At 61.9% G+C, this 22081-nt stretch carries 23 protein-coding genes, 1 tRNA gene and 2 pseudogenes; 17 read left to right on the top strand and 9 right to left on the bottom strand.

Going from position 1 to position 22081, the window contains the following annotated elements:
* Positions 1-17 precede the first annotated feature (17 nt).
* From nrdR to QM694_RS00990, 8 genes and pseudogenes are all read left to right on the top strand, one after another.
* Positions 18-497, top strand: a complete 480-nt coding sequence (gene nrdR, locus QM694_RS00955; RefSeq protein ID WP_415005084.1) for a transcriptional regulator NrdR — start codon at positions 18-20, stop codon at positions 495-497.
* Positions 494-1486: pseudogene (ribD, locus tag QM694_RS00960) on the top strand (bifunctional diaminohydroxyphosphoribosylaminopyrimidine deaminase/5-amino-6-(5-phosphoribosylamino)uracil reductase RibD); the annotation flags it as partial. The gene nrdR and the pseudogene ribD, both read left to right, overlap by 4 nt.
* 27 nt (positions 1487-1513) lie before the next feature.
* Positions 1514-2095 (top strand): annotated as a pseudogene (locus QM694_RS00965) (riboflavin synthase); the annotation flags it as partial.
* A complete protein-coding gene (gene ribH, locus QM694_RS00970; protein WP_415005085.1) occupies positions 2092-2592 on the top strand; it encodes a 6,7-dimethyl-8-ribityllumazine synthase in 501 nt (166 codons plus the stop codon). The pseudogene QM694_RS00965 and the gene ribH, both read left to right, overlap by 4 nt.
* Entirely contained in the window at positions 2589-3062 is a 474-nt protein-coding gene (gene nusB / locus QM694_RS00975; RefSeq protein ID WP_415005086.1) for a transcription antitermination factor NusB, read from the top strand. The genes ribH and nusB overlap by 4 nt, the downstream gene beginning before the upstream one ends.
* Positions 3059-4264, top strand: coding sequence for an MFS transporter (locus tag QM694_RS00980; RefSeq protein ID WP_415005087.1), 1206 nt, complete (start codon positions 3059-3061; stop codon positions 4262-4264). Before nusB ends, QM694_RS00980 begins: the two co-directional genes overlap by 4 nt.
* 158 nt (positions 4265-4422) lie before the next feature.
* Positions 4423-6522 carry a sodium-translocating pyrophosphatase gene (locus tag QM694_RS00985; RefSeq protein ID WP_415005088.1) on the top strand — a complete coding sequence of 700 codons (2100 nt, stop codon included), beginning with the start codon at positions 4423-4425 and terminating at the stop codon, positions 6520-6522.
* Between the two features lie 70 nt (positions 6523-6592).
* The gene (locus tag QM694_RS00990) at positions 6593-6988 is read left to right on the top strand and encodes a hypothetical protein (protein ID WP_415005089.1); all 396 of its coding nucleotides are present in this window, start codon (positions 6593-6595) and stop codon (positions 6986-6988) included.
* Between the two features lie 68 nt (positions 6989-7056).
* On the opposite strand, the gene QM694_RS00995 is transcribed toward QM694_RS00990, so the two are convergent.
* The 6 genes from QM694_RS00995 to QM694_RS01020 form a co-directional block, all read right to left on the bottom strand.
* Positions 7057-7218, bottom strand: a complete 162-nt coding sequence (locus tag QM694_RS00995) for a hypothetical protein (protein ID WP_415005090.1) — start codon at positions 7216-7218, stop codon at positions 7057-7059.
* Positions 7219-7257: 39 nt separating this feature from the next.
* The gene (locus tag QM694_RS01000) at positions 7258-8505 is read right to left on the bottom strand and encodes a hypothetical protein (protein WP_415005091.1); all 1248 of its coding nucleotides are present in this window, start codon (positions 8503-8505) and stop codon (positions 7258-7260) included.
* 33 nt (positions 8506-8538) lie between these two features.
* Complete coding sequence (locus QM694_RS01005; RefSeq protein WP_415005092.1) at positions 8539-9333, bottom strand: DUF2189 domain-containing protein; 795 nt, start codon at positions 9331-9333, stop codon at positions 8539-8541.
* Positions 9330-10334, bottom strand: a complete 1005-nt coding sequence (gene ppk2, locus QM694_RS01010; protein WP_415005093.1) for a polyphosphate kinase 2 — start codon at positions 10332-10334, stop codon at positions 9330-9332. The genes QM694_RS01005 and ppk2 overlap by 4 nt, the downstream gene beginning before the upstream one ends.
* An 81-nt stretch (positions 10335-10415) precedes the next feature.
* The gene (locus QM694_RS01015) at positions 10416-11543 is read right to left on the bottom strand and encodes an amidohydrolase/deacetylase family metallohydrolase (protein WP_415005094.1); all 1128 of its coding nucleotides are present in this window, start codon (positions 11541-11543) and stop codon (positions 10416-10418) included.
* A 1-nt stretch (position 11544) separates the two neighbouring features.
* On the bottom strand, positions 11545-11925 hold the full coding sequence (locus QM694_RS01020) for an outer membrane protein assembly factor BamE (protein ID WP_415005095.1): 381 nt from the start codon (positions 11923-11925) through the stop codon (positions 11545-11547).
* Between the two features lie 9 nt (positions 11926-11934).
* Between QM694_RS01020 and QM694_RS01025 the strand changes: the two genes are divergently transcribed.
* The 9 genes from QM694_RS01025 to QM694_RS01065 all read left to right on the top strand — a co-directional run bounded on the left by QM694_RS01025 (position 11935) and on the right by QM694_RS01065 (position 18023).
* Complete coding sequence (locus QM694_RS01025; protein WP_415005096.1) at positions 11935-12615, top strand: ubiquinol-cytochrome C chaperone family protein; 681 nt, start codon at positions 11935-11937, stop codon at positions 12613-12615.
* Positions 12612-13118, top strand: coding sequence for a YceD family protein (locus tag QM694_RS01030; protein WP_415005097.1), 507 nt, complete (start codon positions 12612-12614; stop codon positions 13116-13118). Before QM694_RS01025 ends, QM694_RS01030 begins: the two co-directional genes overlap by 4 nt.
* 83 nt (positions 13119-13201) lie before the next feature.
* Complete coding sequence (plsX, locus tag QM694_RS01035) at positions 13202-14260, top strand: phosphate acyltransferase PlsX (protein ID WP_415005098.1); 1059 nt, start codon at positions 13202-13204, stop codon at positions 14258-14260.
* Between the two features lie 20 nt (positions 14261-14280).
* Complete coding sequence (locus tag QM694_RS01040) at positions 14281-15252, top strand: beta-ketoacyl-ACP synthase III (RefSeq protein ID WP_415005099.1); 972 nt, start codon at positions 14281-14283, stop codon at positions 15250-15252.
* 98 nt (positions 15253-15350) lie between these two features.
* On the top strand, positions 15351-15665 hold the full coding sequence (locus tag QM694_RS01045; RefSeq protein WP_415005100.1) for an integration host factor subunit alpha: 315 nt from the start codon (positions 15351-15353) through the stop codon (positions 15663-15665).
* A 28-nt stretch (positions 15666-15693) separates the two neighbouring features.
* Positions 15694-16188 (top strand): MerR family transcriptional regulator, encoded by a 495-nt coding sequence (locus QM694_RS01050; RefSeq protein WP_415005101.1) that lies wholly within the window; start codon positions 15694-15696, stop codon positions 16186-16188.
* Positions 16189-16254: 66 nt separating this feature from the next.
* On the top strand, positions 16255-17550 hold the full coding sequence (locus QM694_RS01055) for a lipopolysaccharide biosynthesis protein (RefSeq protein ID WP_415005102.1): 1296 nt from the start codon (positions 16255-16257) through the stop codon (positions 17548-17550).
* 55 nt (positions 17551-17605) lie between these two features.
* A tRNA-Pro gene (locus QM694_RS01060) sits at positions 17606-17682 on the top strand.
* A gap of 98 nt (positions 17683-17780) precedes the next feature.
* Positions 17781-18023 (top strand): GIY-YIG nuclease family protein, encoded by a 243-nt coding sequence (locus QM694_RS01065; RefSeq protein ID WP_415005103.1) that lies wholly within the window; start codon positions 17781-17783, stop codon positions 18021-18023.
* Between the two features lie 12 nt (positions 18024-18035).
* Here QM694_RS01065 and QM694_RS01070 read toward each other — a convergent pair whose 3' ends face one another.
* Genes QM694_RS01070 through QM694_RS01080 form a run of 3 tightly spaced genes read right to left on the bottom strand, consistent with a single transcriptional unit; the run spans position 18036 to position 21949 of the window.
* Positions 18036-19139, bottom strand: a complete 1104-nt coding sequence (locus QM694_RS01070) for a 2OG-Fe(II) oxygenase (RefSeq protein ID WP_415005104.1) — start codon at positions 19137-19139, stop codon at positions 18036-18038.
* Between the two features lie 24 nt (positions 19140-19163).
* Complete coding sequence (locus QM694_RS01075) at positions 19164-20423, bottom strand: O-antigen ligase family protein (RefSeq protein WP_415005105.1); 1260 nt, start codon at positions 20421-20423, stop codon at positions 19164-19166.
* Positions 20420-21949: an undecaprenyl-phosphate glucose phosphotransferase gene (locus QM694_RS01080; RefSeq protein ID WP_415005748.1), complete on the bottom strand. Its 1530-nt coding sequence runs from the start codon at positions 21947-21949 to the stop codon at positions 20420-20422. Before QM694_RS01080 ends, QM694_RS01075 begins: the two co-directional genes overlap by 4 nt.
* Positions 21950-22081: the final 132 nt, after the last annotated feature.

Here is a 22081-nt window from a genome sequence, read left to right on the forward strand (position 1 = left end):
GAGAGGGGATTTGAAGGTTGCGCTGTCCGTTCTGTTCCAATGAAGAGACGCAGGTGAAGGATTCCCGTCCGACCGAGGACGGGACAGCCATTCGCCGGAGGCGCTATTGCCCCGATTGTTCGGGCCGCTTCACGACATTCGAGCGCGTGCAACTGCGCGAGCTGATGGTGCTGAAACGCTCGGGCCGCCGCGTGCCCTTCGACCGCGACAAGCTGATGCGCTCGATCCAGGTGGCGCTCAGGAAGCGCCCGGTGGACCCCGAGCGGGTGGAGCGCATGGTCTCCGGCATCGTGCGCCGCCTCGAGGGCCTGGGCGAAAGCGAAATCCGCTCCGAGACAGTGGGCAAGCTCGTCATGGAAGCGCTGAAGATGATGGACGATGTGGCCTATGTGCGCTTCGCCTCCGTCTACAAGAATTTCCGCGAGGCCAAGGACTTCGAGGAACTGCTGGGCGAGCTTTCGGGCGATGAGGCCGAAGGCCAGGGCGAGCGCGATTGACCACCGACAGCCGCTGGATGGACTACGCCCTGCGGCTTGGCCACAGGGCGCTGGGGACCACCGCCGAAAATCCCCCCGTGGGCTGCGTGATCGTGAAGGACGGCGCAGTCGTGGGCATCGGCTGGACTGAAGCCGGCGGCCGCCCGCATGCCGAAACGCAGGCCCTCGCCATGGCCCGGGAGAAGGCCAGAGGGGCCACCGCCTATACAACCCTTGAACCCTGTGCCCACCACGGGCGAACGCCGCCTTGCGCCGATGCGCTGGTGAGGGCCGGCGTGGCGCGTGTCGTCTCGGCCATCGTCGATCCCGATCCGCGCGTGGGCGGCAAAGGGCTTTCGATTTTGCGTGCGGCGGGGATCGAGGTTCAAAGTGGAGTGCGGGCCCGGCAGGCGGCGCGCGACCTCGATGGTTTCTTCCACCGCATTGTGCGGGATCGCCCGCAAGTGATTCTGAAGCTTGCGGTTTCCGCCGATGGCAAGATCGCTGCCGAAGCCGGAAAACCCACCGCCATCACCGGCGAGGAAGCCCGGGCGCGGGTGCATTTATTGCGCGCCCAATGCAATGCGATCATGGTCGGCATGGGCACGGCGCTGGCCGATGATCCCGCACTTGATTGCCGCTTGCCGGGGCTGGAAAGCCGTTCGCCGAAACCCTTCGTGCTGGGTTCCAAAGGAAAGACCCTGCCGCCCGCAAGCAGGCTGGCGCAGCGCGGGGCCGAGGTTCTGTCCGGGCCCCTCAATGTGATCCTGCCGGACCTCGCGGGGCGCGGCATCAACCGGCTGCTGGTCGAAGGCGGTGCCAGGGTGGCGCGGAGTTTCCTGGGGCAGGGGCTGGTGGATGAATTTCACCTCTACCGTTCGCCGAAGGTGCTTGGGCCTCAAGGCGTGGATGCGCTGGCGGGCATGGCGCTGGCGGAGGCGCTCGATGAATTCTCCCTCATCGAAACGCAAAGGCTTGGGAACGACGACCTCTACGTCTATGAACGGCGCGAGAAAGGATCGACCATGTTTACAGGAATTGTGACCGACATCGGTACGGTGCGCCGGGTGGAGAAGCGTGGCGATACCCGCTTCGTGATAGGCACAGGATACCAGATGGTGGGGATCGACATTGGCGCTTCGATCGCCTGCTCGGGCGTGTGCCTGACGGTGGTGGAAAAGGGCAATGACTGCTTCAGCGTCGATGCCTCCGCCGAAACCCTGTCCAAGACCAATCTCGACGAATGGAAAGAGGGCACGCGCATCAACCTCGAGCGGCCGCTCAAGATGGGTGACGAACTGGGCGGGCATGTCGTCTCTGGGCATGTCGATGGCGTGGGCACCATTGCCTCGATCAGGCCGGAAGGTGACTCGAAGCGTTTTGTCATCAAGCTGCCCCATCACCTCGCGCGCTTCGTGGCGCCCAAGGGTTCCGTGGCGGTGGACGGCACATCGCTGACCGTGAACGAGGTCGAGGGCGCGAGCTTCGGCGTCAACATCATTCCCCACACGCAGGCGGTTACCACATGGGGAGCCATGCGCGAGGGGCAGGCTGTCAACATTGAAATCGACATGCTGGCGCGCTATGTGGCCCGCCTCACAGAGTTCAAGGCATCATGAAAGTCGAAAAGAAATCCGGCGCGGCTGAAAAGACCAAGGCGCATCTCCTCATCCTCGAAGCGCGCTTCTATGGCGACATGTGCGACGAGCTGGCGAAAGGCGCCATCGCCGCCATCGAGCGCGCGGGGGCGACATGGGAACGCATGGCGGTGCCGGGCGCGCTGGAGCTTCCAGGCGCCATCGCACTGGCCGAAGCGAGCAGCCGCTATGACGGCTATGTGGCGCTGGGCTGCGTGCTGCGCGGCGAAACCACGCATTACGATATCGTCGCCAATGAAAGCGCGCGCGGCATCATGGAGCTGACGCTCTATGGCCTTGCCATCGGCAACGGCATCCTCACCTGCGAGAACGAGGCGCAGGCCTGGGCGCGCGCCAAGGTGAACGAGATGGACAAGGGCGGGGGCGCTGCTGACGCGGCGCTGACGATGATCCGCTTTGCCCGCGCCATGGCGCCGAAAAAGAAATCCGCCGCCAAAAAGAAAAAGGCCGGCAAGTGAGCAGCAAGCCGAGACCCGCTCCCGTTGAACGCGCCGCCGCACGGCTGGGCGCGGTGCAGGCGCTCTACCAGATGGACATTGCCGGAACCGATGTGGGCGAAACGCTGGCGCAGTTTTCTTCGCGCGCGGCGGGCGATGATTTCGAGGACGGCCAGTGCGGCGAAGCCGACTACAAGCTGCTGAAGGAAGTGGTCGACGGCACGGTGCGCGAGCAGAAGGCCATCGATCCGGCACTCGACCGGCTTCTCGATACCGGCTGGCCGGTGCACCGCCTTGATGCCACGGTGCGCGCCATCCTCCGCGCCGGGGCCTATGAGCTGATGTTCATGCCGCGCGTGCCCGCCCGCGTGGCGGTGAGCCAGTATGTGGATGTCGCCTCCGCCTTCTTCGACGGCGAAGAGCAGAACTTCATCAATGGCGTGCTGGACAGGCTGGCCCGGCAATCGCGCGCCGCCGAGTTTGCCGCGTGACCACGTCCTCGATGGTGTATGACGACGGCAAGGCCCGCCGCAACGCCATCATCCTCGCCTTCGCCAGCGCGCTCTATGGATCGGTGACGACGATGCTGACGGCCACCGTAGGCCTTGTCGGCGCGCAGCTTGCACCCGATGTCTCCTGGGCGACGATGCCCATGTCGACCTTCGTGATCGGCTCGGCGATCAGCACCTTTCCCATGTCATTGCTGATGAAGCGCATCGGCAGGCGGGCGGGTTTCACACTGGGAGCATCGGGCGGCATCATCGGGGCCGCGCTCGGCGTGGTGGCGATCTATTATCGCCTGTTCGGGCTGTTTCTGCTGGCCACCATGTGCGTGGGGCTGTTCCAGGCCTCTTCTTCCTATTACCGCTTTGCCGCCGCCGACATGGCAAGCCCCGCCTTCCGCCCCAAGGCGATCTCCTGGGTGATGACGGGCGGCGTGGTGGCGGCGCTCATCGGCACGCTGCTGGTGATGGGCACGGTTGATCTCTTCGCGCCGGTGACTTTCGCGGGCTGCTACGCCGCCATGGCCGTGCTGGCGATGGGCAGCATCGGCGTTCTCTCGTTCCTCGATGCTCCGTCCACGGAACATAAGGATTTGCATGGCGGCAGGCCGTTGGCTGAAATTGCCCGGCAGCCGCGCTATGCCGTGGCGGTGCTGGTGGGCATGCTCACCTATGCCATCATGGTGATGGTGATGACGGCAACGCCCGTGGCCATGCTGGGCTGCGGCTTCCACGTTCAGGATTCAAGCTGGGTGATCCAGTGGCATGTGCTGGCGATGTTCGTGCCTTCGTTCTTCACCGGCAGCCTGATCCAGCGCGTGGGGGCGGAGAAGATCGCCGCCATCGGCCTCATGCTGCTGACCGGCGCTGCCATTTCGGGCCTCATGGGCATAAGGTTCGAGAACTTCGCGGCCGGATTGATTCTGCTGGGGCTGGGCTGGAACTTCGGCTTCATCGGCGCCACCACCATGCTGACAAGCTGTTACAGGCCAGCCGAGCGCGCCAAGGCGCAGGGGCTCAATGATTTTCTGATCTTCGGCAGCAACGCCGTTGCCTCGCTCAGCGCCGGGAAGCTGCTGGCGATCAGCTGGAGTGCCGTAAACTACGCCGTGTTTCCGCTGGTTCTGCTGGGTGCCGCGGCCATCATCTGGCTGCTGCTGCAAAGGCCTGAGGCCGCAGCCGAACACTAAGGCATCCGTGCCTTGCGCCGCTCAACTCCTGATGGAATGAACGCAAGGCATCACAAGGGCTTGCCCCATTGCACTCATGCCCTTGATTTGGCATACGCATGCCACATTCCGGGGCAGGGGCTTCGGGGAACAGCAACCATAAACAGGGGTTTGATCCCATGACTTCACTTTGGCTGATCGTGCTCGCGGGCGCGCTCTCCATCGTGTACGGCATCATCACGACGCGCGGCCTGATGGCTGCGGATGCCGGCACGGCACGCATGCAGGAAATTTCCGCCGCCGTGCGCGAAGGCGCGCAGGCCTATCTGAAGCGCCAGTACACGACCATCGGCATCGTCGGCATCGTGATCTTCCTGATCGCCTTCTGGCTGCTGGGCTGGGAATCGGCGGTAGGCTTCGCCATCGGCGCCATCCTCTCGGGCGTCGCCGGCTTCATCGGCATGAACGTCTCGGTGCGCGCCAACGTGCGCGTGGCGCAGGCGGCCACCAAGTCGCTGGCCGGCGGCCTTGACCTCGCCTTCAAGTCTGGCGCGGTGACGGGCCTTCTCGTGGCGGGCCTCGGCCTTCTGGGCATCACCCTCTATTTCATGTTTCTCGTGTACGGGCTGAAGCTCGAGCCTTCGAGCCGCGCGGTGATCAACGCGCTGGTCGCCACCTCCTTCGGCGCTTCGCTGATCTCGATCTTCGCGCGTCTTGGCGGCGGCATCTTCACCAAGGGCGCCGACGTGGGCGGCGACATGGTGGGCAAGGTTGAAGCGGGCATTCCCGAAGACGATCCGAGGAACCCCGCCACCATCGCCGACAACGTGGGCGACAACGTGGGTGACTGCGCCGGCATGGCCGCCGACCTGTTTGAAACCTATGTGGTGACGACCGTCGCCACCATGGTGCTGGCGGCGATCTCCCTGGCGACGCCCGAACTCAAGCTGGCCGGCATGATCCTGCCGCTGGCGATCGGCGGCGCCTGTGTGGTGACCTCGATCATCGGCACCTATTTTGTGAAGCTGGGCGCCTCGAACAACATCATGGGCGCGCTCTACAAGGGCGTGATTGCCACCGGCATCCTGTCGCTGATTGTGCTCTATCCGCTGATGTCCTATGCCTTCGGCGGCATGAACGTCGATCTCGGCGGCTTCACGCCGATGAGTCTGTTCTGGTGCGGCGTGGTGGGCCTTGTCATCACCGCCCTCATCATCTGGATCACCGAATACTACACCGGCACCGGCAAGCGCCCGGTGAACTCGATCGCCGAGGCCTCGATCACCGGCCACGGCACCAACGTGATCCAGGGCCTCGCCGTCTCGATGGAAGCGACGGCACTTCCGGCCCTCGTCATCGTGGCGGGCATCATCATCACCTATTCGCTGGCGGGCCTGTTCGGCACGGCGGTGGCGGTGACGACCATGCTGGCGCTGGCGGGCTTCATCGTGGCGCTCGACGCCTTCGGCCCCGTCACCGACAATGCCGGCGGCATTGCCGAAATGGCGGGACTGCCCAAGGAAGTGCGCCACAACACCGACGCGCTGGACGCCGTGGGCAACACCACCAAGGCCGTGACCAAGGGCTATGCCATTGGCTCGGCGGGCCTGGGCGCGCTGGTGCTCTTCGCCGCCTATACGCAGGACTTGAAGACGTTCTTCCCCGAAACCCCGGTGAGTTTCGATCTCTCGAGCCCCTGGGTGGTGGTGGGCCTGCTGTTCGGCGGCTTGCTGCCCTACCTCTTCGGCGGCATGGCGATGACGGCCGTTGGCCGCGCCGCGCAGTCTGTCGTGGTGGAAGTGCGCCGCCAGTTCAAGGAAAACCCCGGCATCATGGCGGGCACCTCCAAGCCCGACTATGCACGCGCGGTTGACCTTCTCACCCGCTCGGCGATCAAGGAAATGATCATCCCCTCGCTGCTGCCGGTGCTGTCGCCGATCGTCGTCTATTATGTCATCAAGGCGATTGCCGGCCAGGCGCAGGCCTTCTCGGCGGTGGGCGCCATGCTGATGGGCGTGATCGTGACGGGCGTGTTCGTCGCCATCTCCATGACGGCGGGCGGCGGCGCCTGGGACAATGCGAAGAAGTCCTTCGAGGACGGCTTCGTGGACTCCAAGGGCGTCAAGCACTTCAAGGGCTCCGACGCCCACAAAGCGAGCGTGACCGGCGACACCGTCGGCGATCCCTATAAGGACACGGCGGGCCCCGCGGTGAACCCGATGATCAAGATCACCAACATTGTGGCGCTGCTGCTCCTCGCGGTGCTGGCGGGACACTGATCGCCAGCCAACGGACGAAAATGAAGCCGGAGCAAAAAGCTCCGGCTTTTTTTATAGAGGGAGATTGAAAATGCCAAAGTCCGACATCACGCCTCTCGGATCGGCTTTTTTGCGCGCTCTATCCTCGGATAAGAGAATGCCTCCCTACATGGCCGCCAACTCCCCTCGATGCCTCGTGACGTTTCCGGCCATGAACCCTGAAACAGGCCCGGTGATCGTTGATGATGACGAGGAGGAGTTGACGATTTTCTTCGGCAGCATCACCCACATTCACGTGGGCAACGACGATGAAGGGATAGCTGCGGATGAAAGAATAAGGAGGATCGTGGCGCGCGCGACAGATACGCTCGCCGATTTTTTCGAGGGCCGCACGGAGGTTTGCCAGAGATCTTGGGGAGGTAGCTACGTTCCGAAAGGAACAGGTAAAGGAAAAATCTTCCGCTGGTCTGGCCCTGCCGAAAAGTGAAACGCAGACTGGATGGCTGGGTCAAGCCCAGTCAAGGAGAGAAATGGTGCGATCCCATTTCAGCGAGGTTATTTCCTATCGCTGTCTGGCGGCTGCTTCAGCTCGTAACGATCCAACAGGATTCCTTTTAGGCCCTCCTCAATAAGTTCATCCAGAGATCGCTTTTCCTTCGCAGCAATTGCTCGCGCTTCAGCGAGAAGCTCGTCAGGGATGTCCAATGTCAGGTCCATGATCAAAGACTATCACAAACTGCCAACTTTGCACTGCCCTCAATTAAACCACGCCGCATAGCCGAAGAAATTTCCTTCAAACAGGCCCATGATGCGGTTCCAGTCGCTGCTTGAGGCGATGGGGCCGGTTTCGAGATAGGGGATCGCGGCATAGCCTTGCGCCCACAGGATGGGATCGAAGGTCTGGGGCTCAAGGAATACGCGGCGCAGGTTGATACCCTTCTCGAAACGCCAGTGCGGCAGCAGCACTTTGCCCTGTAGCATGCCATCGAAGGAATTGAGGAAGGCCATCCATGCGGTGACGGTTTCCTGCGTGACGGGAATGCCGAGCACGCCGTTCTTCTGCCGGGGCGAGGGGATCCATTCCGCATCATCGTCGGTTTCGGAGAGGATGAAGCTCCAGCTTTCACGGCTCATCGCCACCACAGTTTCCAGATGCGCGAGCGAGGCTTTCATGCGCTCGGGCTCCGTCACCGGCCAGTGGGCGAGATGGATGAACGTGATGAGGTCTGCGAAGGTGCCGTCATCGAAGCCCGAATATTGGAACGGCCGCTCATATTCGTTCACCACCGCCCCCGGCAGGCCCGCATTGGGGAACAGCATGTGGAAGGTGACGTCGAAGCTCTCGTGCCAATCATGCGCAAGCTGGAAATCGAGAATGGCGCTGAGCAGGTTTGCATAGCCGCGCAGCCACGAGGCATCACCCCGGTCGAACTTGATGACGAACTGCGCGGCCTGTTCCGGCTGGATCATGTTGCCGCCCAGCGTGGCGTCGAACACCTTCCACAGCGTCTCCGATTCATCGGCCTTGCCGTCGCCATTGAGATCAAGCCGCACAAGGCCGATGGCGATCGGAAGCGTTACCTCCGTCTTGCCCATTTTTGACAGCGTAGCGTCGGCAGTCTCGAAACCCTTGAGCGCGTCGCTGAAGATTGTTTGCATCTTCGCATAATCGAGGTGCTCGGGATGCGGATTGACGGGAACGGGGAAGCGGAAGAAGGGCATCACGCGCGAGACCTGCCGCGTGGGCGCGAGACCATAGCGGTACATGGATTGCGCCATCTGCTCCACCGTGCGCAGGAATTGCGTGGCGCCCAACGCGAAGCGCAGCTGATCATCAGAGGGAGAAACGGCAAGGCGCTGGGAGAGTTCATTCTCCAGCGGCTTTAACTCACCGGCGCGAAGCTTCTGATCCACCAGTTCTTCGGTGCTTTGGGCAGCCAGCGCCTCCGGCACAAACAGCAGAAAGGCTGCAAGAACGGCGGTGGCAAGGCGCATGACGGGCATCTGATCCTCCGGGTTGCGGGAGGCAGCATATCCTCAAGCGGGCGGGGCCACCACCTTCCTGTAAATATGCCAGGTCGTGTGTCCGAGCAGCGGAAACACCACGATCAATCCCGCAAACAGCGACACCAGCGACAGGAACAGCAGGAAGCCGATGATGGCGCACCACAGCAGCATGGGCTTGGGGTTTTTCAGCACCGCCTTGACAGACGTGATCATCGCTGTGACGAAATCCACCTGACGGTCGTAGATGATGGGCAGCGACACCACCATGATTGAAAACACCGTGACCGCCAGCGCCGCACCAATGGCATTGCCGATGGCAAGGAATAGGAGCCCGCGAACACTCATCAGCACGTTAGTGAAGAGCGTATCGAACCTGATGTTCTGCATGCCCCAGAAGGCCACATAGATGGCGGCGGCAATGTCCAGCCAGATGATATAGGCGAAGGTCGACACCACCGTCATGATGCGCACCTGCGAACTGCCCGGCCCGAACAGGCAGGAGAGCAGGCCGCCCCATGTGACAGTCTGGCCTTTCTCAAGGCGGCGCGAAATATCGTAGAGGCCTGCCGCCGCGATGGGCGCCACCAGCGCAAAACCGGTGGCGAAAGGATAGGCATACGAGCCCCATTCCATGCGGATCATCAGGAACAGGATGAGCCAACCGAAGGCCGCGTAGAGCAGGCCGAAGGCGAGGCTTTTGGCTGGCGCCCCCTGCATGTCGCGGAGGCCTGATGCCATGGCGCGGAACACGTCCGAAACCGTGATCTTGACAATCTGCGGAGCCTTCGGCTGCGGCCGTTCGATGGTATCTGTGCCGCCGCTCATTTGCCGCGCCTCTTGGAAGGATGCAGCGACTTGCCGAGGATGCTTTCGTCGCGCCCGATCACATGGCTGGTCGAGCCGACGATCAGCGGATCGGGCGCCTTGATCAGGTGCCTGTCCTTGTTGGGGTAGGGAAGCGAGGAGAGGAAATGCATCATGCAATTGATGCGGGCGCGCTTCTTGTCGTCCGACTTGATGATCGTCCACGGCGCGTCGGCGGTGTCGGTGTAGAAGAACATCGCCTCCTTGGCTTCCGTATATTCGTCCCACTTGTCGAGCGAGGCCTTGTCTATGGGCGAAAGCTTCCACTGTTTCAGCGGGTCATGCTCACGCGACAGGAAGCGTTTGCGCTGTTCGTCTTTGGTGACGGAGAACCAGTATTTGAACAGGCGGATACCGGAACGCACCAGCATCTGTTCGATCTGCGGGCATTGGCGCATGAATTCGAGATAGTCATTGGCGGTGCAGAAGCCCATCACGCGCTCAACCCCGGCGCGATTGTACCAGGAGCGGTCGAAGAACACGAATTCGCCGCCCGACGGTAGGTTTTCGATGTAGCGCTGGAAGTACCATTGCGTGCGTTCACGCTCGGTGGGCTTTTCAAGCGCCACCACGCGGGCGCCGCGCGGATTGAGATGTTCCATGAAGCGCTTGATGGTGCCGCCCTTGCCGGCGGCATCGCGGCCCTCGAACAGCACGACGATTTTCTCGCCGGTTTCCTTCACCCAGCTCTGCGCTTTCAGAAGCTCAACCTGCAGCGCCGCCATTTCGGCCTCATAGGCCTGCGTGCGCATCTGGGTTTCATATGGATAGGCCCCGGTCTCGAAGGCCTTGCGAATGAATTCAGGATCATGCCGCATCTGCTGATGAGAGGGCTTCGGCGGCTTCGGGCGATCTTCATCGACGGGAGTCTTGTCGGACACAGGCGGAATCGCCGCCAGGCTGGCCGGAGTCTCCGCTGCCTGACCCATTGGCTGTACGCGCGGCGTTTCTTCGTCGATCATTCTCAGCCTCCTGTCTGCCGCCAGAGCGGCGCCCAAAAGGTCAGTCTGCGGCGAAGTGTCCGGTGCTGTCTTTGATTCCCGTCAATGCGGCCACCACCAGTGGCCGCCCACCACCACGCCGCGCGAGAACAGGCGCTGGCGTCCGGTCAAATGTTCACCCACCACGTCGACATAGTCGAACGCGCCGTCTTCCAGAGACAGCACGGTAGCATCGCCCACGCTGCCGGGCTTGAGGGAACCCAGTTCCGGGCGCTTGAGGGCGAAGGCGGCGCGCTCGGTCGACGCGCGGATCACTTCGTTCAGCGGCGTGCCCATGCAGAGGAATTTCGACAGGGTCGTGACCTGATCGAAGGCGGGGCCATTGATGCAGAGCGCATGAACGTCCGAGGAAATCGTATCGGGCATGAAGCCGTTGGCCAGCATGGCACGCGCCGTCTTGAAAGCAAAAGAGCCCATGCCATGGCCGATATCGAACAGCACGCCCTTCTTGCGCGCTGCCAGCACGGCCGGTTTGACGGTTCCCTGCGCCGTGCAGGGCGCATTGGGGAAGGGGCGGAACGCATGGGTGAGCACATCGCCCGGCCGCAGCATGCCGATTACTTCCTCATAGCTGGGCGGCGGATCGTCGATATGCGCCATGAGCGGCATGCCAACCTCTTCCGCCACCTGCAGCGCGATGTTGAGCGGCGCCGTTCCCTGATCGCCCGAGGCATGGGCGCCGACGCGCACCTTGATGCCGACGATCACATCGCGGTTGGCATCCGCCACCTCGGCCGCGGTAATGGGGTCCATCAGCCGCATGTCCTGGCTTTCGCCGATCATCACGCGATTGGAAAAGCCGTAAATCCCGGCGTGGCTGACATGCAGATAGGCAAGGATACGAACCTGGCTCTTTTCGATCACATGCTTGCGGAAGCCAGGAAAATTGCCGGGGCCTGCCGATCCCGTATCAATGGCCGTGGTGACGCCGCTGGTGCGGCAGAATTCTTCCGCATCAATGCCCAGCGACGTGCCGCCCCAGTAGACATGGGTGTGCAGATCGATGAGGCCGGGAGTCACAATTTTTCCCGAGACGTCGCGGACGTCCGAACCTGTAAGGCCCGGCCCGATTGCGGCCACCTTGCCGTTGGCAAAACCGACATCGGTGATGGCATCGATCCCTTGTGATGGATCGATCACCCGGCCGCCGCGCAAAACCGTATCGAGCATGTCAGAGCTTGCTGTTGAGGATTGGTCCGCCAGGGCCGGCCTTGGAGTTCAGCAGGCCCTTGAAGATGTTTTGCAGGATTGTCAGGTCATCGCCCACCACCGGCGTGGTGTTGGTATTAATGTCGATCACCCGGCCATCCGCCAGACCATATTGGCCGAAGCTCTGGACCTGGTCGTTCTTGTCGAAGCGCACCGCGATTACTTGCCGGTCGATTTCCTGCGGCGTGAGAAAGGCGCGGGCCTTCGTGGTGCTGGTGATGTAGTAATAGCTGTCGCCCTGGAATTTGACGCTGGCCGTTGTCGAAGGCGAGCCCAGCACAGCCTCGACCTGTGATTTCGGCATGCCGTTGGTAATCTGCTCGAATGCACCGGGTTTCGCCATATAACCCCTGTGTTCGATGTCTTCGGCACAACCTGCGAGAAGGGTTGCGCAAGCCCCCGCAAGCAGCCACATAGGGGCGCGCGTCAGGTGCAGGACTTTATGTGCAGGCAAGCGAATCCCCATGCATTGTTCCATGACCTTGTGCCTCAGCCGGGAAGGCTCAGCAAGCCGATGATCTTCCAGCGTTTGTTCCGCAAGGAAGCATCTCCAGCCCGCCGTCTCTATGCGCCAATTGTGGCTGCCGCGCGGCATCCTGTCTTCTACGCCGATTGGGGGGCGCCCGATACGGTGGATGGCCGGTTTGATCTGCTCGTCTTGCACCTCTATCTGGTCCTCGAACGACTAAAGGGAGGCAACGAGGAGCTGCGGCAGGCGCTGGTGGACGAGTTTTTCGCCGATATGGACCGCTCCCTGCGCGAAATGGGCGTGGGCGATCTGTCGGTGGGCAAAAAAGTGCGCAAGATGGCGGAGTCCGTCTATGGCCGTATCAATGCCTATGAAACGGCGCAGTCCGAAGGCCACGACGCTTTTGTTGCCGCGCTGGCGCGCAACGTATTTCCTGATGGAACTCCCGCCGGAGCTGCCGAAAGGCTGGCTGGCTATGCGGGACAGGTACAAATGGAATTGCAGGCCCAGTCCGTTGAAAGCCTGATGGCCGGAACGCTATCTATACCGGAGCCCCGTTCATGACCGGCCCGTCTCCCGAGTTTTCCCGTCCTCTCCGGGTTGACCGTGTGCCCAAGCTGGGCAGTACGGAAAAGATCGAGGCCGATCCGGCGGAACGGACCGCGCTCGCGAAGCGCCTGGAGATACCCGCCCTGCATGGCCTTAGCGCGAAATTGCGCGCCACCCCATGGCGGGGCGGGGGCCTTCAATTGGATGGTGCCGTGGAAGCTGATCTTGAACAGGTCTCGGTCGTCAGCCTCGAGCTGTTCCGGCACAGCGTGGCGTTTCCGGTGCTGCGCTATTTCCTGCCGCCGGGACGGGAAGCCGAAGCGGACGAAGAAGAGATCGATGTCATCGAAAATGGCATTGTGGACTTGGGCGAGGTGGTGGCTGAAGCCCTGGCGCTGGAGCTTGATCCCTATCCCCGAAGGCCCGGAGAGGCGTTTGACGACCAGCCTGCACCCGAAGTCGAGGAAAAGCCGCCATCACCCTTCGCCGCTCTGTCCCGCCTGCACCGCAAGGAATGAGGCGTTTTGAAATCGACTTTCCCGGTGCTATCCCCTAGTGAAGCCGGTGAAAGCGCCCGAGGGATTGAGTCTTTAAAATCTGCATGGCTGACACATTGACCATAGCGCTGGATGCCATGGGAGGCGACGCGGGCGCCGATATGGTGGTGCCGGGCGCGGCGCTTTCGGCCGAGCGCCATCCGGACATGAGGTTTCAGCTTTTCGGCGATCAGGCCCGGATTGCGCCGTTGCTCGACAAGCACCCGAAACTGAAAGAACGTGCCACCATCCGTCACTCCGATGTCTTCGTGGCCATGGATGCGAAACCCAGCCAGGCGCTCAGGCAGGGGCGCGGCAAGAGCAGCATGTGGCAGGCCATCGACGCGGTGAAGCTCGGCGATGCCAATTGCGCCGTTTCAGCCGGAAACACGGGCGCGCTGATGGCCATGGCCCGGTTTGTGTTGAAAACCCTGCCCGGCATCGAGCGCCCCGCTATCGCGGCGATCTGGCCGACACTGCGCAGTGAAAGCATCGTGCTGGATGTTGGCGCGACCATCGGTGCCGATGCGCAGCAGCTGGTTGAATTCGCCATCATGGGCGAGGCCATGGCGCGCTGCCTGTTCGGAGTGGAAAAGCCCACGGTTGGCCTTCTCAATATCGGCGTGGAAGAAATCAAGGGCGTCGAGCAGGTGAAGGAGGCCGCACAGCTTTTGCGCAATCTCAACCTGCCGCTGGAGTATGTGGGTTTCGTCGAGGGTGACGATATCGGCAAGGGCACCGTGGACGTGGTGGTGACGGAAGGCTTCACCGGCAACATCGCGCTGAAGACGGCGGAGGGCACGGCGAAACAGCTTGCCGCTTATCTCAAGCTGTCGCTCACCCGCACACTCCTGTCGAAGATCGGCGCGGTTTTGGCCTTTGACGCATTCCGCGCGTTGCGTGACCGCATGGATCCGCGCAAGCACAATGGCGGCGTGTTTCTCGGGCTCAACGGCGTGGTGGTAAAGAGCCACGGCGGCACCGACGCCCTGGGATTTGCCACCGCCATCGATGTTGCCATCGAGATGGTCCGCAACGACCTCGTGAATAAGATCAAGACGGACATGGCCGGGTTGGGCCACGCAAATGCCGCCATCGAAGCGGATGCCCTGCCGGCCGGTTGAATGGGAGTTTGAGTTTCAGCATGCGCCGCAGTTTGATTCTTGGCGTCGGATCGGCATTGCCCGAACGGGTGATGACCAACGAGGATATCAGCAAGATCGTCGATACAACGGATGACTGGATCGTCGAACGCACCGGTATCCGCCAGCGCCGTATCGCCTGTGAAGGCGAAACGACGCGGAGCCTAGGGGCCGCTGCGGCACGTGCTGCGCTGGCGCATGCAAGCGTTGATGCCGCCGAGGTTGATCTGGTGATCGTCGCCACCTCCACGCCCGACCGCACCTTTCCCGCGACCGCCACGCAGATACAATCTGACCTGGGGATTACCCGAGGCGCTGCCTTCGACGTGCAGGCCGTCTGCTCGGGCTTCGTCTATGCGCTGACCACCGCCGATGCCCTGATGCGGGCGGGGCAATCGAATTGCGCGCTGGTGATCGGCTCTGAAACCTTCTCGCGCATTCTCGACTGGAATGACCGGGGCACCTGCGTGCTGTTCGGCGATGGCGCCGGTGCCGTCGTCCTGAAAGCGGGGGAGGGGAAGGGAACGGTCGCTGATCGCGGCATTCTGGCAAGCCGCATCCGTGCCGATGGTCGCTATGCCGACAAGCTCTATGTTGATGGCGGCCCGTCCACCACCGGCACGGTCGGCCATCTCCGCATGGAGGGCCGGGAAGTGTTCAAGCACGCCGTGACCAATATTTCTTCCGTGATGGAAGAAACGATTGAAGCATCGGGTCTCAAGCCCTCTGAAATTGACTGGTTCGTGCCGCACCAGGCGAACCGCCGCATTCTCGAAGGCACGGCGAAGAAGCTGGGCATTTCCGAAGACAAGATCGTCATCACGCTCGACCGCCACGGAAATACCTCCGCAGCCTCCGTTCCGCTGGCGCTGGACGCGGCGTGGAAGGATGGCCGCATCAAGCCGGGCCAGCTGGTGCTGATGGAGGCCATGGGCGGCGGCTTCACCTGGGGCGCAGTTTTGGCACGGCTCTGAGCCTCTGCGTCTAAGCCCTTGAGTTCCCGCTATTTTCTATTGACCTCCCCAGAGAGCCGGAATAGCTTTGGGCAAAATTGTGGTGGGGAGTTCTGGGAATGACGGGGAAAACGCTGACCCGCGCCGATCTGAGCGAGGCTGTCCACCGGCAGATTGGCCTGTCGCGCAGTGAATCGGCGGATCTTGTGAAGGCCGTTCTCGATCTCATGTCGGATACGCTCGTCGACGGTCATTCCGTCAAGCTCTCGTCATTCGGCACCTTCATGGTGCGCTCCAAGAATGGCCGCGTGGGCCGCAATCCGAAAACCGGGGAAGAAGTGCCGATTACACCCCGCCGCGTCTTGGTGTTCCGTCCGAGTCAGGTCATGAAGAACGTCATCAACGGGCTTGAGCCCGGAGACAGTGAAGACTGAGTCTCTCAGCCATCCACCGAGGACTGCCATGGACAAGGCCCCGGATGCTTTCCGGACCATCAGCGAAGCCGCCGAGGAACTGAATGTTCCCCAGCATGTGCTGCGCTTCTGGGAAACCCGCTTCACCCAGATCAAGCCAATGAAGCGGGCAGGCGGCCGGCGTTATTATCGCCCCGCCGATGTGGAGTTGCTGAAAGGCATTCGCGGCCTGCTCTACGCCGAGGGCTATACCATCCGCGGCGTGCAGAAGATTTTGAAGGAAGATGGCGTAGCCTATGTGGCCGCCGTCGGACGGGGCGAAATCGTCGCCCGCAAGCGCGATGGCGAGATGGAGGGCGCCCCTCCGCCCGGCATGGCGAAGGCAGCGCCCCGCCTTGGGAAGCCCGCCCCTGGCAAGGCGCCGCTGGCGCGCGAACCTGTGGCGCCGCCGCCCCGCCTGAGCACGAGCCACGTTGACAATCTCAAGGCTGCCCTGCGCGACCTGGGCGACGCCCGCAAGCTGCTCGACCCCGCTGCGCGCTAGCCGCAACAGAAATTAAAGACGCTTCGCCTACAAATTCCGGAAAGACCATTCCGGAAAGTAGTGCCCATGCCGCTGTGGCGGATGATCCTGACGGCCATCAATCTTGTCGGCGTGCGCTTCGGCGGCGCGGGGATTGGCCTTGTCAGCCAGATTCTGCTGGCCCGCCTGCTGCCGCAGGCGGATGTGGGCGTGGTGTTCCTCGGCATGAGCGCCGCCGCCGTTTTGAGCCAGATCGTGACGGTGGGCTATCCGCCGCTCGCCATGACATGGTTGCCAAGATATTACGCGCTGGGCCGCGGCAATCTCGTCCATGCCTTTCACGCTGCCTTCTGGCGCGACTGGTTCTGGATGTCGCTGGCCTGCGCCGCCGTCGTGGCGGGCGTCTGGTATGCAGCGCCGATTGATTCCGGCCTCAAAACCGCACTAGTGTTCGGATTGCTCTCGGCACCCGCCTCGAGCCTGATCCGCATCAACAGCGCCACCGCCAATTCGCTGCGCCGCTTCTCCCTCTCCTATGTGCCGGATTTCATTTACCGGCCCGGGCTGCTGCTTCTGTATCTGGGAGCTTCATGGTTTTTCCATTGGCCGCTCACCGTGCAGAGCGTGCTGTGGGCCTTCGTGATCGGCAACTCGATCATCGCATTGGCGCAGGCGTGGATCATCGGCGGCAAGGGGGCCATCCCGCCGCCCTTCCGGACAGTGCGGCATAATCTGGCGCCGGTTTTGAGGAGCCGTGCGGCGGCGCTGATCATCGTCGCCGCCGTCTCGGCTTCCTTTGCGGACCTCGTGAACATCATCGGTGGCCTGTTCCTGAAGCCGGATGATGTGGCCGTGCTGGGCGTTTGCATCAGGCTGGCGGCGCTGGTGGGCTTCATCACCCAGGCCACGCAGAATTTCATCCTGCCTGATCTTGCCCATGCCTTGATCAAAGGCAAGCCGGGCGAGGTGCGGGGGCTTCTGCTGCGCATCAATGTCATCGCCATGGCGGCAATCGGGGCTTGCATTCTGGGGGCCATCGTTGCGGGGCCCTTTGCGCTCAAGGTGTTCGGCCCGCAATATGTGGCAGGCCACTGGCCGCTGGTGATCTTCATGGTGAGCCAGGGCCTCAGGGCGGCGAGCGGCATGAATCAGCATCTTCTGTCGATCAGGGGCTATCAGGCCCGTACGGCGACTGCCTGCGTGTTTGCGCTGGCGGCGCTGGCGGCAGCGGCGGCACTGCTCTGTCCGCACTACGGCGTTCTCGGCATGGCCATGGCTGTGGTGATCTCAGATGTGGTTTGGGCCGTGCTTCTCGCGCATCAAGCGCAGAAATTCACTGGCCGCCGGGGCGATCTGCTGGGCCTGCTGCGGGCACCCGCCTGATCCTCGAAACAGGGCTTTCGCTTTTCAGAAAGGGGTGCTAGACGCTCCCCCGTGTCGGAGCGTAGCGCAGCCCGGTAGCGCACTATTCTGGGGGGATAGGGGTCGCTGGTTCGAATCCAGTCGCTCCGACCACCCTTCGCCGAGGCTTCGGGTGGCTGCCGCCACCACCGGATCGAAGCCGCGGCGAAGGGTGTCGCCCGTAGCTCTATGGGAGCGAAGGGGGACGGCACATGTTTTATGTTTATCTGCTCCGCAGCCTCAGCGCGCCCAAGCAGACATACATAGGGTTTACCGCCGAATTGAAGCGCCGCATCGCGGAACACAATTCGGGCCAATCCTCGCACACCAGCAAATTCATGCCTTGGGAACTCGTCACTTATCACGCCTTTTTGGATGAGGCGGCAGCGCGAAAGTTCGAGGCTTATCTCAAGTCTGGCTCTGGACAGGCCTTCGCGAAACGTCACTTTTGGTAAAAGCCAGGCCCGCTACGTCTTATAGCTGCCGATGCCTTCGCCCAGGAACCTGTTGTTCTCTTCCCTGATTTTCGCCGCCGCATCGTCGTAGAGAAACGGCAGGAACGCGTAGCGCCGCCCATGCGTGACTTTCGAAACGGCATGCAGCAGTGAACATGAGAAGACGATCGCGCCGCCCGCCGGCGCCTTGAAGCTGCGCGGGCCATATTCCGGGAAACTCACCTCGCCGCCATCAAAATCATCGTTGAGATTGATCGACACCGCGAAGCGCCGGTGCGCGGTGCCTGATGTGGTGTTGTCGCGGTGGGCGTTGAAATGGGCTTCGTCCTCCGCCGCGTAGCAGGCGACGATGTAGCGTTCCATGCGGGTGACGTGAAACTGGTGGACCTTGGCGATTTCCGGCACCACCCGGCGATGGATGCGATGCCGCGTATCCGCCATCACATCTTCCTCGATGATGTCATAGTCCTTGCGGCGCTTGTGGGCGTGATCGTTCACCTTCACGGTCTTTCCATCCACCTCGCGCACGAAGCCCGATTCGATGCCGCCGTGTTTTTCGTAAAGCCCGATGAGCTTCCGGCAAAACTCTGGCTCGAATACATTGGGCAGCACCAGGATGGGCGCCTGCAATTCGATGCCGGCGAAACGCTGCGGCGGCGGCAGCGATTTCACATAGGAAAGCACCGTTTCAACGCTGCTTGAGGCAAACTCGAAGACTTTCAGAACCCGCAAGGTGGGATCGAGGATGACCCAGATGGGCCGCACGCTCGCCTTGCCGCCTTGTTGCGCATCGACTGGAAGCGCACCGAACAACTGCCCTGCAGTACCGTCGAAATCGAGAAAGAACCGGATGCCGGGAATACGCTCGGCAAGGCGTGCTTCGTCACCCACATCGTTGCTGATGCCGAAGAAACTGGCCTTCACATCGTCGAAGGAGGGATCGGCTGCGACGGCCTTGAAGATCGCCTGTGTCTGTGGCGCGCTGGCGCTGCCGAAGAAACACAGCACTGCATAGCGTCCACCGATGCTGTCGAAATTGAACTTGGGATTGCTCAGCGTCCGCTGCTTGAACCAGGGCGCCGGGTCGCCAGCCGTGAGATTGCGATATTTTGCCATGTCAGGAACCGCTCACCGAGATCGTCAGACAGTTGCCATAGTCTTTTGCCTGCGCATGCGGATCGCATAGGCCGAGCTTGCCGCGAACAATCCCCATTGCAGGCCCATCAGCCAGTAGAAATGCCGCCAATGATCGGTGTCGATCTGGACACCTTGCAGGATGGTCGTCAAGAGCGGAAAAAACACCACGATCGAATAATGCTGCCACGGAGTGCGGATCAGCATGGTGCGGAAGCCAATGGCGATGGTCGTGGTCGTCATCATCAGATAGGTGATGCCGCCCAGCCAGCCATAGCTCGCAAAGGCATTGAGAAAGACATTGTGAGGATCCTGCCCGAAGATTTTGCGGAACAGGGTGGGGCCGAACCCCTGCGGCGACACCAGCAGATACTGGATGGAATTAGCCTGGATGCCAAAACGGCCATGCTCGCCCGCGTCGTATTTTTTCTCCAGCGTCAGGCGGTCAAGAAACAGGCTGCGCACGGATTCGATGGACAACAGGGCAACCAGCAGCAAGGCGACAATGCCTGCTCCCAGCACCGACAGGAAGATGATGCGGCTGCGCAAGGGCGCAGACGGCGTGAGTGAGAATGTAAACACGATCATCAGCAGCGTGGACGCGGTGAAGCTGATCCATGCGCCGCGCGAGAAGGCGAGGAACAGGGCCGCCATGATGACCAGAAGGGCGGCTGCGCGGATGAGTGCGAAACGCTGCCCGCCCAGCATGAAGCTTTGCACCAGCAGCAGCCCCGGAAAGATGAGATAGGTTGATATGACGTTCGGATCCTTGAATGTGCCTTGCACGCGCTGCAGCGGCGACATGGTGGCCGCCCAGCCATGAAAGTTGAAATAACCCATCAATCCGATGATGGAAGCGATCACAGCCCCTACCACATAGCCATTGGTGAATATCTTCATGCGGCGCAGCGGGTCTTCCGCCACGAAACATGCAAAGAACACACCCGACACCGCCATATAGGTGGAGGTAATGACGAACATGCCGGCCTTACCTTCGTTCGAGACCTCGAGGAAGGAGATAAAGCCACCCATGTTATAGATGAGCAAAAAGAAGAACAGCGGCGCCACTAGGACGGGAAAGCTCAGTCCCGTCGCCGCGTAAAGCACTAGCGCGATTATGAACAGCAGGTCGCAGGGCGCCGGTTCAATCACCACGAAGAAGCTCGACGCCATCATGATCCAAACGGCGAAGGCCCGCACGTGCTCCATGGAAATGCCGAGCAGCGTGACGGGCCTGTGCGTTGGGGTGAAGGCGTCAGCCGTCAATATGCGCTCTCCGTATTCAACAGCGAGATGGGCGTTCTCCAGAGAATGTAGAGGTCGAGTGCGATGGACCAGTTCTCGATGTAATAGAGGTCGTGCTCGACGCGGCGCTGCAGCTTTTCCGTCGTGTCGGTTTCGCCACGCCAGCCATTCACCTGCGCCCAGCCGGTGATGCCGGGCTTCACGCGGTGGCGGGCGAAATAGCCATCCACGACGTCGTTATAAAGCTGGTCCGCCGCCTTGGCTTTGGTGGCATGGGGACGGGGCCCCACGAGCGAAAGCTGGCCCTTCAGAACGTTGAAAAGTTGCGGCAGCTCATCAAGCGACGTCTTGCGGATGAAGCGGCCCACGCGGGTGACGCGCGGATCGCCCTTGATGACGAGCTTCGACGCCGTTGCATCGCCCATCTCGTGATACATGGAGCGGAATTTGTAGACGCCGATCAGCTCATTGTTGAAGCCATAGCGCTTTTGGGTGAACAGGACAGGGCCCTTGCTGTCAAGCTTGATGGCCAGCGCCACGAGAGCCATGACCGGCGACAGCAGCACGAGCGCCGCAACGGCGATCACCTTGTCCTCGATGGTCTTGAGGATCGAGCCCCAGTCGCCCAGCGGCTTGTCGAAGACGTCGAGGAAGGGCACGTTGCCGATCCACGAATAGGCGCGCGGACGATAGTGCAGCTTCTGCGCATAGGCGGACAGGCGGATATCGACGGGGAGAACCCACAGTTTTTTCAGGATTTGCAGAAGCCGTTCTTCCGCCGCCAGAGGCAGCGTCACGATCAGCATGTCAATGCGCGCGCGGCGCACGAAATCGATCAGTTCGCTGACGTTGCCGAGCTTGGCCATGCCGTCGATGCTGGCGGGGGAGCGCTGATTGTCGCGGTCATCAAAAATTCCGACGACGGCGATGTCGGTGTCACGCGAGGCATCGAACGCGCCGATGAGGTCTGCCGCAGGCTTGCCGCCCCCCACTAGAACGGCGTGGCGATTCAACTGGCCATTGCGATTCCACCGCCGCACCAGAAATGCCGTGGCAACGCGGCTGATGATCAGCATGGCAAGCCCGCCCATGTACCAGACGCTGAGCCAGGCGCGGGAATAGCTGTCTCCCGCCTTGCTCAGGAACACGGCAGTGATGATGACCGCAAACAGCAGGGTCCACGCCGCCGAAAGGCGCGTGACATGGGCCGCGGGCCTCAGCAGCGACTGGATGGAATAAAGCCCGAAGACATTGGCCAGCGCCGGAAGCGCCACGGCGGCGGCAATCATCAGCAGCACATAATGGCTGTCGGCCGACAACGGCGACAGCGTTGGATTGGTCCACGCGATGCCGAGGCCGGTCAATCCAACGAGCAGCCCTTCCACGGAGCGGACGATGCTGGAAATGACGCGCGTCGAGATAAAGGGAGCAGGCGGAAGCTCGGCGATCGTGCGTTCACGGAGCGTTTCGCTCTCAACGGCAGGCACCGGCATGATGCGGGCCAGAACGTCGGAGGGAGCTACGCGGGCGAGATTGTCGTGATTCATGCGCATGATAAAGGCTGTTCCGTAGCGGGACTCAAGTTGGCAGTCGGCGCTCTTAGGAGCAAACGCCTTGCCGCACTCGGAACCGCTAATTTTATGGGAGGAATTCGGTTAAGAGGGAGTTAACCGGTCGCT

The sequence above is a fragment of the Aestuariivirga sp. genome (assembly GCF_047602625.1).
In the GTDB taxonomy this organism is placed as follows: Bacteria; Pseudomonadota; Alphaproteobacteria; order Rhizobiales; family Aestuariivirgaceae; genus Aestuariivirga.

Excerpts from the sequence above, each read along its gene's own strand:
- ribH (WP_415005085.1), top strand. The coding sequence starts at position 2,092 with ATGAAAGTCGAAAAGAAATCCGGCGCGGCTGAAAAGACCAAGGCGCAT.
- QM694_RS00985 (WP_415005088.1), top strand. The coding sequence starts at position 4,423 with ATGACTTCACTTTGGCTGATCGTGCTCGCGGGCGCGCTCTCCATCGTG.
- QM694_RS00990 (WP_415005089.1), top strand. The coding sequence starts at position 6,593 with ATGCCAAAGTCCGACATCACGCCTCTCGGATCGGCTTTTTTGCGCGCT.
- QM694_RS00995 (WP_415005090.1), bottom strand. The coding sequence starts at position 7,218 with ATGGACCTGACATTGGACATCCCTGACGAGCTTCTCGCTGAAGCGCGA.
- QM694_RS01000 (WP_415005091.1), bottom strand. The coding sequence starts at position 8,505 with ATGCCCGTCATGCGCCTTGCCACCGCCGTTCTTGCAGCCTTTCTGCTG.
- QM694_RS01005 (WP_415005092.1), bottom strand. The coding sequence starts at position 9,333 with ATGAGCGGCGGCACAGATACCATCGAACGGCCGCAGCCGAAGGCTCCG.
- ppk2 (WP_415005093.1), bottom strand. The coding sequence starts at position 10,334 with ATGATCGACGAAGAAACGCCGCGCGTACAGCCAATGGGTCAGGCAGCG.
- QM694_RS01015 (WP_415005094.1), bottom strand. The coding sequence starts at position 11,543 with ATGCTCGATACGGTTTTGCGCGGCGGCCGGGTGATCGATCCATCACAA.
- QM694_RS01020 (WP_415005095.1), bottom strand. The coding sequence starts at position 11,925 with ATGGCGAAACCCGGTGCATTCGAGCAGATTACCAACGGCATGCCGAAA.
- QM694_RS01030 (WP_415005097.1), top strand. The coding sequence starts at position 12,612 with ATGACCGGCCCGTCTCCCGAGTTTTCCCGTCCTCTCCGGGTTGACCGT.
- plsX (WP_415005098.1), top strand. The coding sequence starts at position 13,202 with ATGGCTGACACATTGACCATAGCGCTGGATGCCATGGGAGGCGACGCG.
- QM694_RS01040 (WP_415005099.1), top strand. The coding sequence starts at position 14,281 with ATGCGCCGCAGTTTGATTCTTGGCGTCGGATCGGCATTGCCCGAACGG.
- QM694_RS01045 (WP_415005100.1), top strand. The coding sequence starts at position 15,351 with ATGACGGGGAAAACGCTGACCCGCGCCGATCTGAGCGAGGCTGTCCAC.
- QM694_RS01050 (WP_415005101.1), top strand. The coding sequence starts at position 15,694 with ATGGACAAGGCCCCGGATGCTTTCCGGACCATCAGCGAAGCCGCCGAG.
- QM694_RS01055 (WP_415005102.1), top strand. The coding sequence starts at position 16,255 with ATGCCGCTGTGGCGGATGATCCTGACGGCCATCAATCTTGTCGGCGTG.
- QM694_RS01065 (WP_415005103.1), top strand. The coding sequence starts at position 17,781 with ATGTTTTATGTTTATCTGCTCCGCAGCCTCAGCGCGCCCAAGCAGACA.
- QM694_RS01070 (WP_415005104.1), bottom strand. The coding sequence starts at position 19,139 with ATGGCAAAATATCGCAATCTCACGGCTGGCGACCCGGCGCCCTGGTTC.
- QM694_RS01080 (WP_415005748.1), bottom strand. The coding sequence starts at position 21,949 with ATGAATCACGACAATCTCGCCCGCGTAGCTCCCTCCGACGTTCTGGCC.